The sequence below is a fragment of the Paenibacillus ihuae genome (assembly GCF_001368795.1).
In the GTDB taxonomy this organism is placed as follows: Bacteria; Bacillota; Bacilli; order Paenibacillales; family Paenibacillaceae; genus Paenibacillus_AQ; species Paenibacillus_AQ ihuae.
The window spans coordinates 31002-43141 of the sequence record NZ_LN831203.1; the positions used below are offsets into that span (position 1 = coordinate 31002).

Annotated in this window: 11 protein-coding genes; 2 read left to right on the plus strand and 9 right to left on the minus strand. The window is 49.0% G+C overall.

Going from position 1 to position 12140, the window contains the following annotated elements; genetic code table 11:
- Positions 1–12: 12 nt before the first annotated feature.
- From AQR02_RS27000 to AQR02_RS27035, 8 genes are all read right to left on the minus strand, one after another.
- On the minus strand, positions 13–351 hold the full coding sequence (locus AQR02_RS27000) for an STAS domain-containing protein (RefSeq protein WP_054943439.1): 339 nt from the start codon (positions 349–351) through the stop codon (positions 13–15).
- A gap of 104 nt (positions 352–455) precedes the next feature.
- The gene (locus tag AQR02_RS27005) at positions 456–2120 is read right to left on the minus strand and encodes a response regulator (RefSeq protein ID WP_054943440.1); all 1665 of its coding nucleotides are present in this window, start codon (positions 2118–2120) and stop codon (positions 456–458) included.
- Positions 2121–2137: 17 nt separating this feature from the next.
- Positions 2138–3007, minus strand: coding sequence for a CheR family methyltransferase (locus AQR02_RS27010; protein ID WP_054943441.1), 870 nt, complete (start codon positions 3005–3007; stop codon positions 2138–2140).
- 83 nt (positions 3008–3090) lie between these two features.
- Entirely contained in the window at positions 3091–6759 is a 3669-nt protein-coding gene (locus AQR02_RS27015) for a response regulator (RefSeq protein WP_054943442.1), read from the minus strand.
- Positions 6756–7928 (minus strand): SpoIIE family protein phosphatase, encoded by a 1173-nt coding sequence (locus tag AQR02_RS27020; RefSeq protein WP_054943443.1) that lies wholly within the window; start codon positions 7926–7928, stop codon positions 6756–6758. Before AQR02_RS27020 ends, AQR02_RS27015 begins: the two co-directional genes overlap by 4 nt.
- A gap of 223 nt (positions 7929–8151) precedes the next feature.
- On the minus strand, positions 8152–8499 hold the full coding sequence (locus tag AQR02_RS27025; protein ID WP_054943444.1) for a YflT domain-containing protein: 348 nt from the start codon (positions 8497–8499) through the stop codon (positions 8152–8154).
- A gap of 95 nt (positions 8500–8594) precedes the next feature.
- Positions 8595–9128: a hypothetical protein gene (locus tag AQR02_RS27030; RefSeq protein ID WP_054943445.1), complete on the minus strand. Its 534-nt coding sequence runs from the start codon at positions 9126–9128 to the stop codon at positions 8595–8597.
- Positions 9129–9187: 59 nt separating this feature from the next.
- Positions 9188–9694, minus strand: coding sequence for a DUF948 domain-containing protein (locus AQR02_RS27035; protein ID WP_054943446.1), 507 nt, complete (start codon positions 9692–9694; stop codon positions 9188–9190).
- Between the two features lie 187 nt (positions 9695–9881).
- Here AQR02_RS27035 and AQR02_RS31655 point away from each other — a divergent pair, with 187 nt between their 5' ends.
- A complete protein-coding gene (locus AQR02_RS31655) occupies positions 9882–10049 on the plus strand; it encodes a DUF1328 domain-containing protein (protein WP_082452101.1) in 168 nt (55 codons plus the stop codon).
- A 362-nt stretch (positions 10050–10411) separates the two neighbouring features.
- Entirely contained in the window at positions 10412–10789 is a 378-nt protein-coding gene (locus AQR02_RS27040) for a hypothetical protein (protein ID WP_054943447.1), read from the plus strand.
- A 195-nt stretch (positions 10790–10984) separates the two neighbouring features.
- On the opposite strand, the gene AQR02_RS27045 is transcribed toward AQR02_RS27040, so the two are convergent.
- Complete coding sequence (locus tag AQR02_RS27045) at positions 10985–12064, minus strand: C40 family peptidase (RefSeq protein WP_054943448.1); 1080 nt, start codon at positions 12062–12064, stop codon at positions 10985–10987.
- Positions 12065–12140: the final 76 nt, after the last annotated feature.

Consider the following 12140-nt stretch of genomic DNA (forward strand, 5'->3'; position numbering starts at 1 on the left):
TTCGATCCTTTCCTAGTGGGAATTCTCTTGGGGGGCAAAAAATTTGGAAATGCCGGTCATATCAAACAGTTTTTGAATTTGCGGCGGTACTTCTTCGACCGAAAACTTCACATCCATGCCGTGTCTAGCTTTGAGGATCGAGAGCAAAATTCCAATGCCGGTGCTGTCGATATATCTCAAGTCTTTTAGATTAATAACGAGATCAAGCCCCGTATCTCCCACAAGCGGCTCCATCACCAGACGGAAATCCGGAGCGACGGATAAGTCGAGTTCTCCAATCAGATAAACCGTACAAACATTGCCTTCAGTTTGGGTCTTTGCGTGGAACTTTTCGTTTTTATGTGTATTCATAGACAATCTCTCCTGATTAAGTGTTTTCTTTACCAATAACCCTAAAGGCCTAGTCTTGAAACAAAAAACGGACATCCTTCTACAAGGTAATTCCTGGATGTCCGCTAAAAGAGGGATGCGTTCCGTTCTATAGTCGGGCTGCCATGGGGAGCATACCGGACAATCATTTGCTTAATACTGCTCAGCTTAAGCGGCTTGCTGATATATCCGTCCATCCCTGCCGCCTTACAGCGGCTCTGGATGCCCTCCATGACATTTGCCGTCATAGCGATAATCACGGCCTTCTCAGCAGACACGCCGCTGCCGGAGCGTATTCTAGCAGTCGCTGTAAGCCCGTCCATTACCGGCATCTGCAGGTCCATAAATATGAATTCATAGGCATTCTGATTTGCCAGATCCACTGCCTGGCTTCCGTCCTCAGCCACATCGGAGTCATATCCCAGCTTGTCCAGCATACTGACCATGAGGCGCTGATTAATCGGGTGATCATCCACGACAAGAGCCTTCTTCCGCGCTTTCGCCTTTTGAACTGCATCATACGGCTCTTCCACTTGAAAACCTCTGGCGAGCTCATCCTCAGGCATCGACGCCTGAATGGTAAACACAAAGGTTGCACCCTTTTCCTCCATGGATTCTACGCGAATCTCACCGCCCATCATCTCGACCAGAGATTTACAAATAGCAAGTCCAAGTCCGGTCCCCCCGTACTTGCGTGTCATGGAGGAATCCAGCTGGGAGAAGGGCTGGAACAGACGGTCGCATTTTTCCGGCGAAATCCCGATTCCGGTATCCTTAACCGTAAATTCTACTATCACCTTATGGTCGGTGGAAGGCAGCCTCGAAGCAACCAGATATACACCTCCATGATGGGTAAATTTAACCGCATTGGCGATAAGATTCATAAGAACCTGCCGCAGGCGGGCCATATCCCCGTAAATCAGCCTTGGCAGGCTCTGGTCGACGAAATAAGCCAGCTCCAGATTCTTTTTGCCGGATTCCGCAGAGAACAGGCTGAATACCTCTTGGATAGTGGTCTGGAGATCAAAAAGCTGTTCCTCCATTTCCATTTTCCCTGATTCCATTTTTGTAAAATCAAGAATATCATTGATCACGGTTATAAGCGTGTCGGCACTTTTACGGATGATCTCCGTGTACTCTTTTTGGTCAGGAGCCAGTTCGGTCTCCATCAGCAGGTCGATCATGCCAACGACACCATTCATCGGCGTGCGGATTTCATGGCTCATCATGGCAAGAAACTCTGTCTTGGCATTGGCGGCAATCTCCGCGGCCTCCTTAGCTTTGATCAGCTCACCGTTGATTTTTTCCAGTTCCTGTGTTTTTTGCTGCAGCAGCATAGACTGCATCTGATGCTTTTTATTCGTAACATGCATATTGACGAAGCCCTCAATTTTGGACTTCAAAATCTGCGGGATGAAGGGTTTGACCATATAATCAATTGCACCGGCAGAATATCCCGCAAACAAATGCTCTGCTTCTTTGCTGTTTGCGGAGATGAAGATAATCGGAATATCCTTTGTTTTCTCCCGGGCTTTAATTAATTTGGCGGTTTCAATTCCATCCATGCCTGGCATCTGTACGTCCAGTACAATCACTGCGAACTCATATCGTAATAAACTCCGCAGCGCTTCTTCACCGGAATTTGCTTTGACAAGCTTGTAATGCTGACTCTCCAGCACTGCTTCCAGTGCCAGCAGATTTTCAGGACGGTCGTCAACGAGCAGTATATGAATTGGTTCTTGAACCCCCATAGGCCCCTCCTATCCCGTTACTGATTTTTACGGTAGATTTTTTCTACTCTGTCCAGGGGCTCGTAGCTGTCGCTAAACCTGGTGAAATGTATAGATTCCTTGGAACCGAGGACTAGCACTCCGAACCGGCTGAGGCTCTCATGGAACAAGCCATGCACATGGTCGCGGAGCTCATCGTTGAAATAAATCATAACATTGCGGCAAAAAATAACATTGAATTCATTAAATGAAGTGTCTGTCGCCAAATTATGCTCCGCAAAAATAATATTTTTACGCAAGTAAGGCTGCAGAATCACTGAATTGTATTTCGCTGTATAGTATTCAGAGAACGCGTGGATTCCCCCCGCCTCCATATAATTCTTAGTATACTGCTTCATTTTGCCGATCTCATAAACGCCTTCTTTGGCTTGCTGCAGGGAGCGGGAATTCATATCGGTGGCATAAATACGCGCCTTGTCGTAAAGGCCCTCCTCATGAAGCAGAATCGCCATCGAGTATACCTCTTCGCCTGTTGAGCAGCCCGCATGCCAGATTCGAATATACGGATAGGTTCTCAGCAGTGGTATCACCTTCTGGCGGAAGGTCAAGAAAAGGCCAGGATCACGGAACATCTCCGTGACAGGGATAGAAAGGCTGTAAACGAAACGCTCGAAGCAGGCACGGTCATGCAGCACTTTCTCCTGCAGGGCAGAGATGCTTGGAACATTCTCTGCATGAACATGATGCCAGATGCGCCGTTTCAAGGACGGCAGCGCATAATTTCTGAAATCATATCCATACAAGCGGTGAACACCGTTCAGAAGCAGCTCGATTTCAATTTGCTCCAGTTCCTGTTTGCTTCCCGCACTCTCAGCCTGCTCTTCATATCCCCGTTCCATCGCTGTCATTGTATCCCTACTTCCTTGATCACGGCCGTATTTCCGGACTGGTGAATTGCTCTTGCTGTAATGCTATTACCCCAATTTTACACTTACGAATACAGCCAAACCCGCATTAGCGAAAGAAGCTGGTCTGTACTGATCGGTTTCTTCATATAATCCGAGGCTCCGGCTTCAATACACTTGGCCCGGTCTTCCTTCATGGCTTTGGCTGTCAGGGCGATAATCGGCAATTTTTGATACTGCGGCATCTCCCGGATCCGGCGCATCGCCTCATATCCGTCCATTTCCGGCATCATCATATCCATAAGAACCAGATCGAAATCATTCTGCTCTATCATCATATCCAGCGCCTCCCGGCCGTTCTCAGCAAACTTCACCTCCATGTGATATCCTTCAAGCACACTGGAGAGGGCAAAAACGTTGCGGATATCATCATCTACGAGCAGAATTTTTTTACCTTCAAACAGTTCCTCCTTATTGTGCAGCTTTTGCAGAATTTTACGCTTATCTTCCGGAAGATTGGCTTCCACGCGGTGGAGGAACAAGGTGGTCTCATCCAAAAGCCTTTCAGGCGAGCGGACATCCTTGATGATAATGGATTCTGCATACTTGCGCAGTCTTGTTTCCTCTTTGCTGTCCAGATCCTTGCCTGTATAAATAATGATCGGCAAGTCACTCAATTCTTCATCGTCACGGATCTGATCCAGCAGCTCAAAGCCGGTCATATCATCCAGCATAAGATCAAGCACCATGCAGTCATATCTCTGTTTGCGCAGCTCACTGAGCGCCTCTTGTCCGGTGGATACCGCCGTGATGGCGACATCATCATGGCCGATAAGCTCCATGATCGACCGGCGCTGAATTTCATCGTCCTCCACAATCAGCAGATGCTTCAGAGTGCTGGCAGTGTAGTTCTCAATTTGCGAGAAGGCACGGTCCAGCGCTTGTCTGGAGGAAGGCTTTCTTAAATAAGCCATAGCTCCCATCATCAGCCCCTGCTTCACCTCATCATTAACGGAGATGACGTGCACAGGAATATGGCGTGTCTGTGACGCGCTTTTGAGCTCGTGCAGAATCGACCAGCCGTCCATAATCGGCAGCTGAATATCCAGGATAACCGCGTCCGGCAAAAAGGATTTGGCCATTTGCAGGCCTATATCTCCCTGCAGGGCAACCAGGCCCTTAAAGCCGCGTCCGCGGGCCATCTCGAGCAGGATTTTGGCGAAGCTCACATCATCCTCAACAATCAGGATTACTTTATCTTCAGCACTCAACCCTTCACGATCATCTTCCAGGCTGACAGGTGACAGCGGAGCCGGGATAATATCCCCCGTCTTCACCGGAAGCAGTTCTCCCACATGTTCGGCCAGCGTTGCCGCTTCTTTGGCTGCGGCAGCCTCAACAGCTCCCGGAAGAAGACTGAAGTGCCCTTTGACTGGCAGATACAGGGTAAAGCTGCTTCCCTGCCCCTCACGCGACTCCAGCCCGATGGCCCCGCCCATTAAACGGGCTAATTCGCGGCTGATCGACAAGCCCAGGCCCGTTCCGCCATATTTGCGGCTGGTCGTACCATCCACCTGCTGGAACGCTTCGAATACAATCTCTGTCTTGTCGGAAGGAATCCCTATTCCGCTGTCCTTCACGGCAATAGCGACATAATCGAATTCGGATGGCAGATAGGCAGGCAGACGGCCAGGCTCTGCACGGCTAACCGAGAATTCTACGAATCCTTCACTTGTAAATTTAAAGGCATTCGACAGCAGATTGCGCAAAATCTGCTTAAGTCGATGACTATCCGTAAATAAAGTGTCCGGCAACGGCTCATCGAAGGATATCCGGAGTGACAGGCCTTTCTTAAGCGCTTGTGGGGCGAAATTCTGCTTCACGAAAAGTTTGAGCTCAGTCAGCGGGATTTCTTCATAATTCAGCTCCATTTTCCCGGCGTCGACCTTGGACAGATCCAGAATTTCATCAATCATCTTCAGGAGGTCGGCACCTGACATATAAATAGTATGTGCAAATTCCACCTGCTTCTCCGACAAATTTCCTTCTTTGTTCTCCGTGAGAAGCTGGGAAAGAATGAGCAGGCTGTTCAGCGGGGTCCGCAGCTCATGGGACATATTCGCCAGGAACTCCGATTTATACTTACTTGTAACGGCAAGCTGCATGGCTTGCTTCTCCAGCTGGACACGGGCGTGTTCAATTTCGTCCTTCTTTTTCTCTACCTCCTGAACCTGCTCCTCAAGCGCCCGGGTTTTGGAGACCAGCTCAGTGTTGAAGTGTTCCAGTTCTCCCTGCTGCCGCTGCAGCAGCTCTTCGGAGCGCTTCAGCGCATCCGTCTGCTCCTCCAGGTTCTCATTAGAACGGCGCAGTTCCTCCTGCTGGGTCTGAAGCTCCTCCGCCTGGCACTGCAGTTCCTCTGAGAGCGACTGAGATTCCCGCAGCAATTCTTCAACCACCATCCGGCGGTTAATATTGTTCAGGATGATACCGAGATTATTGGCAAGCTGGTGCAAAAGCTCACTGTGCAGCACAGTAAACGGTGTAAACGACGCAAATTCGATTACACCAAGAAGCTCGTCCTCAAAAAGCAGAGGATAAATCGAAATATGGTCAGGACGGGAATCACCGAAGCCCGAGGACACGGAGATATAATCATCCGGTGCCTGGTTCAACTTAATCACCTTCTTGTCCAGGGCGCTTTGCCCGACAAGCCCCTGGCCTATTTCGAAGCTTGCCTTCACCTTGATCCCGGTCTCGCCGCCGTAGTAGCCTGTAGCCGTAAGCAGATTAGGGTTATCCTTATCCTTCAGATAGACCGCCCCGAACTGGGCCCCTAACTCAGGTGTGAACTCACTAATGAAGGTCTGCGAGACCTGTTCAAGCGAACTGACGCCGCGCAGCAGATCGGTCACCCGGGCAATATTGGCATTCAGCCAGGCCTGGTCACTTTGCGCCTGGGCATAAGCCTTCTCCAACTGCTGCTTCTGTTCAATATCCTCAGCCATCCGCTGAAATACACGGGCTACTTCTCCGATTTCATCCTGGGAAGCCACCTTGATCCGGCGGATTGCCCGCATCTTGCCGTTGCCAAAGCTGGTAATCATCATGGATACCACATTAAGACCGCGCGTGATGCTCGGAATCACCCATAGAATAACCCCCAGTCCAAGCAGCAGCCCGGTTATCATAATTAGGGTTACCATCTGAACCGATCGTTCATAAGCCTTCTGGGCGATGGCCGTTTCCTCATTCAACCGGTTGGCATTATAATTCGCCAGTGCATTCAGGCTATCCAGCACCTCTTCCTGGATCGCTTGTCCCTCCACATTGCGGTAAGTATTCGCATTCTGGAAATAACCGGCCTTAAGCATTTCAAGCGCCTTATTCTGATAGTTCAGATAAGCGGTATACGCATTCTCAATCCGGTTCAGCAGTTCCAGCTCTTGTGCCGAGCTCTTCGAGGATTGTATGGCTTTCAGATAGGCGTCTGCCTTAGTGACCTTATTCTTAATTTCTGTTTGCTGGGCAGTAACCGACTGGGTATCTTCATTAAGCATCGAGGTAGTCAGAATACGCGCCATATCATTCACTTCACCGCGCAGTCCCGAAGTGGAGCGCCCTTTGCTTTCCCTGGCCTGGAAGCTATCCAGCTGATTGCTCATATAATTAAGCCGATCGTATCCGATCAGCGTCAGTGCGAGCATAATGGCCAGCATCGCACTGAATCCGATCAGCAGTTTAGCCTTGATCCTCATTCTTTATCCGTTCCTTCCTTAAGCGAGATCCATACCAGGCATTTGTCGTCATCGCGCTCTTGGTTAGAGTCATCTACGAAAAAAACATCGCGCATAGCTTCCTCCCGCCACTCATGCCCTCCATTCAAATGCTCCGTCATAAACCTCAGCTGATCTTCCTGTTCCCCCTCAGCCATTTCCAGCAGCCCGTCGGTATACAGCACCAAATGCCCTTCCTCTTCAAAGCTGAGACTCTGGGGCAGAATGTCAATCCGGTCAAACAAACCGACAGGGTGGCAATTGCTCTCCAAGAGAACAGGCTGCTTAACTTCTCCTTCAAAGAACAGTGCAGGCGGATGGCCGGCGTTCACATAATCTATGCGCTTCATGCGGGTATCAATAACAAGATAAATCGCCGTAAAATAATACTGGACCAGCTGCTTCTCGATATATAGCTGGTTGAAGCGGCGGTTCAGCTCCTGGATCACCTTTTCCGGTTCCACATACGTAGTTACTGTATCTTTGAGCACTGAGGCCAGGAACATACAGAAAAGCGACGATGAGATCCCGTGCCCCATCATATCGAGCAGAATCACGGCGTATCTGCCGTCTCCGAGCGGATACCAGGCATATAAGTCACCCGCCAGTTCAAAAGAAGGCTGGTAGATGGCATGAACTTCAAAGGTCTCGTCCATAACCGGCAGACTGAGCACCGCATTCTGAACAAGTGCAGCCAGCTTCAGCTCATCCTGTATCCGCTGATCCCGCTCCTTATGCCAATCCTTCTCCCGCTTCAAACGGAGCGCAAGCCGGATGCGGGCCATCAGCTCCACCTTATTTATCGGTTTCGTAACATAATCAACAGCACCTGCATCAAGGGCTTCCGCCAATTTCTTGGAGTCTCCCACGGCGGTGACCATAATAATCGGAATGTCCTTTAAATGATCGTACTGCTGGACTACCCGGCAGGCCTCGATCCCATCCATCTCCGGCATCATCATATCCAATAAAATCAAGTCAATGTCTGAAGCACGCTGGCGCTCGTTCTCATTTTCAGCACCGATCCCCAGAAGTTTCAGCATTTCTTTAGCGGACGAAGCCGTTATAAAATTCCGGTAACCTTCTTTTTTCAGGATTTCACGGATAATAATTACGTTAGTCGGATTGTCATCTACGATTAATATTTTCAAACACCTTCACCTCGCACGAATAGTAGTACTTCCGTAACAATCCATAGCAGTCTATCACTCTATGATACGATATTTAAACGGCCTCTTTCCAACATTGAATAAATTGGCAAATAAGTAAATGAGTGTTTCCATATTCAACAAAGTAACCTCCAGCCCCACTACAAATTAGTGGGGCTGGAGGTTACGCTATTGTGCTATAGATCCGGTATGCCGGAGACCGGCGTTATTGTGGGTTTTTTTTGGCAATGACAAGAACCTTACCCAAATCAAGTTCCTTCTCATAAAATGTAGCCTCTGCCCTGCTAAAGCCTAACGCTGTAATTTTGAAACGCAAGGCGTCCCCGCGGGAACGGAAGAGATTGGCAATCGCACCAAATAACCCTTCTTCGCCTAAGCCGACCTCATTGACGTTCGCCGCATCAACAATACGGGTTTCACGGTCCTGATCGTGACTAATAACATAAATGTTATCCTTCGTATAGCCGCTGCTGCGCAGCCGGTTCACCTCTTCTATCGCCTGAACACCGTTTTCCAAAAGCTTGGCATACGACTGTGCACCGATTAAACTCATGAGATCACGCTCCTTACGCTTAGATTTGTGAGGTTAGTCTCTTTAAAAAAGACAACTGATAGTTTATTAACCTCACCCGGAGCGTGTGAAACACCTCACGAGGCGTTTGCATCAAATAAGTCAATTCCATCCCATTCACCGGAATGTGCATTGCGGTATATCTTCAGTGCAGCGCTGCCTCTGATATACACATCACCGTCTTCGGCAACATAGTCCGGCGTTCCAAGAAGCTCACCTGCATGGCTGTTGGCCGGGTTCAGTGCTTCCTCGTTCAGCTTCAGCCCATACTGTCCGGCCTGTGCCGGAGTGACGTGAATATAAGTGACTACACCCTCACATATTCCAGCCGACATGTCGGCGTATTGGTATTCAAGACATTCCTGCCACGGATCAGGAGCAATGTTAAGCGGCGTCCCCTTAGCCAGCAGAAGCTCTTCCTTACTCATATAAAGCGAGGCTCCGGCTAAAGAATCAAAGCTGTTAATCCGGGGACTGAGAGCCACACTGTGTTCAAAGGCCAGGACCACCTCAGGCTGTACTGAAAAAAAAGCGGCAGGGACATGTTCCTGCTCCCCGGGGGAAGCAACATAAGAAGAAAGCAGACTAAGGATTAGAATGATAACGTTCATATGGCCGTCCCTCCTTTCCAGATTCTAAGGTGTGCTCCTACAATGTGACTTTCACCGCCTTAATGACGAAATTTCTGCCAGATCGCTGCTGCCGTATCCACGCCTTTAAGCGCCATTGCTATTTTCCCCGGAGTTTTTTTGGCGTATGCGGCGTCATAGGAGTTCACCGTGCGTTCTTCGGCCGGGGTCAGCGGCTTTTCTTCTATAGAGACTGCTCCGGCCTTTGCCTTCAGCTCACGGGATTTGCGGTATTTCTCAATCACAGTTACCGACACCTGCTTGACCGTCAACGTCAGTTCATTCATGACATCGCCAAGATTCTTCACAGTATCCATAATCGGATCAATCTTCTGAATTTTGCCTTGAACATCTGCAGTAATGTCATTAGCATGCCGGACAGTCGTTTTAATCTCATAGGTAAGTTCATCCACAGTCTTCTGCACTTCCTGCAGAGTCTGGCTGACTTTGTCGAGGGATTCCTTTGCTGATTTTAAGGTTTTGATTAAAAAGAAGACGAGTACGGCGAATGCGACAGCAACTAGTGCCACGCTAAGATCAATTATCATTTCAAAAACCCCTTCCAAGTCATAATATGTCGGCTGGCGTTGCCTTATTACTGCATAGTTACCCGTACTCCAGTAGGCCGAAACAAGATGTCAAGCGTCTTAAAGACCAGGGTGGCTGGCATTGTTTCAAAGCGGTTAGACCCGTTTAAACAATGACTACACTACCCGACAGAGAGGATGAAATGACATGTTGAAATGGTCAGTAATTCTGCTGGTAATCGCTTTGATCGCCGGTATATTCGGATTCTTTAATATCGTAGGAGCAGCAGTAGGGGTCGCCAAAGTATTGTTCTTCATCTTCCTCGTACTGTTTATCGTATCGCTCTTTACCGGACGCCGAGGAAGATCAATGTAACGTGCTTTACCTCAGTGTTCATAAGATAACGCACAGCATTACTGGTACTGCAAACCCGGAATCTCCACATGGAGTTCCGGGTTTGTTCTATGTATAGAGTAATATATAGAGCAATCTCCCTCCGTTCTTTGTATATCCTATTCACCATGCAGAACGTATAGCCCTTTCCCGCCTCTTATTCCCCATGTTGAGCAAGTCTCCTGTAGGCAAGGAATACCGGGCTGTGCCGGCACATAAAAATATTTTCAAAGATTTATTTGGGCGGTTGGTTCAGCGCCTCCCCTTTTTGTTTACATGCTTATTAGCACAGCACAACATGGAAAAAACCGCTAAACCAAAAACCACACTAGGAGGAATCACAGATGAAAAAATTAGCCAGTTTTACAGTAGCAGTAGGTCTTTTAGCTTCCATAGCAGCTACGGCTTCAGCGGCAGAAGTAACTACAACCTCTACAGATGCGGCGACTGTAACCGGAAGCACCTACGGTACCCCGTTCGAGACTGTAATCACACCCGCTGACATTAAACCAGCGACTCCTATGATTATTTTAACAAAGGCTACTCCATTCCATTTCTCCACAGACAGCACAACTCCTGCTGGTTGGCTTAGTGCGCAGACTATTGACACTACCGGTGCCATTAAGACCGACGCCTGGGGCAATGAATGGAGAGAAATCTATACCTGGCTGGGCAAAGCCTGGATCAAAGTTCCAGTATCTGCGTATGTAATTACTCCATAATAAAGTTCCGGGAATGCAGGTGACAACTAAAAAACCTCCGGACTTGTAGGTCCCGAGGTTTTTTGTCATGCCGATTACATAGGGAAAGCTGTCCCTTCAATAAAAGCTCTACTGAAGGGACAGCCCTGTAAAAAACCGCTCTAGTTCACCCGTCACAAACTATACTGCTGCCGCTTCCCCTATACTTCTCTATAATCAGCGGATGACCGGGCCTCCGTAAAGGAAACGGTTCATCCAAGAAGCGCTTAAACTATCCACTCTTACCCCGCCCGAAGATACGGAATACGTATGCAGAATCTTTCCGTCTCCGAGATACATCGCTACATGCGAAATCCTCGCCGTAGATTTATCGATGCCTGCATAAGCAGCAGCCGAGCTGCCCTGGTAATCCATAAAGAACATCAGATCCCCGCGTTTCAGGCCGGAAATATCAGTAACCGTAGAGCTGTTCTCCTGCACCCAGGTTCCTTGCTGCCGGGAATCGGCAGGCAGCTTCAAATTCGCTGCATCCATAAAGATCTGCCGGATGAAGTCCGAGCAGTCAAAGGTACTGGTATTGGTTCTGCTGGAGCCGTACTCATACGGAGTCCCCAGATAGCCCATGCCGGCAGCTATGACTGTTTCAATGACCGCCGGTTGGGCCGGTACTGGTGTTGGTACTGGTGTTGGTACTGGTGTTGGTGTTGGAACCGGCGTTGGTGCCGGTGTTGGTGTTGGAACCGGTGTTACCGCTGCACCATCCAGCTTAATAAACTGATCTGAAGAGCTGGTGTATCCGATTGTACCATTGGTAGTCTGCACTCTATACCAGTAGCTGTTTGTTTCTTCGAGTATAACCACCGGATCCTCTTTGTACAGATAACCCAGCACTTTTCCGCTGGTTGACGGAGTTTCACGAAGCCTCACCGTCGACAGGATTACTGCCGTCTGCACAGGCGCCGGGGCCGGAGCCGAAATCACATTAATATACTGATCTCCAGAACTCGTATACCCCACATCGCCATCGGCAGTTCTTACTTTATACCAATAGCTGTTTGTCTGTTCAAGTATAACAACTTGGTCGCCTTCACTTAAATGCTTCAGCACGCTTCCGCTTGTGGAAGGGCTTGTACGCAGACGGACCGAAGATTGAATAACACCTGTTAATGTAGTTGATGCCGCGACAGACGGACTCGAAGCCGCGAACGCCTGTTGCGGACTGAACACTCCCCAAGATATTGCCAGTGATGCCGAGATCAATACCGATGCTGCCAGCTGCTTATGTGATCTGATCATAGCGTTCCCCCGCTTAGCATGATGAGAACTCAACAACGGCGCGCGCTACAATTGTTGCTTTCTGCCCTCATTATAG

What these genes read in the sequence shown, in the direction of transcription:
- AQR02_RS27025 (WP_054943444.1), bottom strand. Translation starts at nt 8,499, where the DNA reads ATGAGTTTAATCGGTGCACAGTCGTATGCCAAGCTTTTGGAAAACGGT.
- AQR02_RS31655 (WP_082452101.1), top strand. Translation starts at nt 9,882, where the DNA reads ATGTTGAAATGGTCAGTAATTCTGCTGGTAATCGCTTTGATCGCCGGT.
- AQR02_RS27045 (WP_054943448.1), bottom strand. Translation starts at nt 12,064, where the DNA reads ATGATCAGATCACATAAGCAGCTGGCAGCATCGGTATTGATCTCGGCA.
- AQR02_RS27040 (WP_054943447.1), top strand. Translation starts at nt 10,412, where the DNA reads ATGAAAAAATTAGCCAGTTTTACAGTAGCAGTAGGTCTTTTAGCTTCC.
- AQR02_RS27005 (WP_054943440.1), bottom strand. Translation starts at nt 2,120, where the DNA reads ATGGGGGTTCAAGAACCAATTCATATACTGCTCGTTGACGACCGTCCT.
- AQR02_RS27015 (WP_054943442.1), bottom strand. Translation starts at nt 6,759, where the DNA reads ATGAGGATCAAGGCTAAACTGCTGATCGGATTCAGTGCGATGCTGGCC.
- AQR02_RS27030 (WP_054943445.1), bottom strand. Translation starts at nt 9,128, where the DNA reads ATGAACGTTATCATTCTAATCCTTAGTCTGCTTTCTTCTTATGTTGCT.
- AQR02_RS27010 (WP_054943441.1), bottom strand. Translation starts at nt 3,007, where the DNA reads ATGACAGCGATGGAACGGGGATATGAAGAGCAGGCTGAGAGTGCGGGA.
- AQR02_RS27000 (WP_054943439.1), bottom strand. Translation starts at nt 351, where the DNA reads ATGAATACACATAAAAACGAAAAGTTCCACGCAAAGACCCAAACTGAA.
- AQR02_RS27035 (WP_054943446.1), bottom strand. Translation starts at nt 9,694, where the DNA reads ATGATAATTGATCTTAGCGTGGCACTAGTTGCTGTCGCATTCGCCGTA.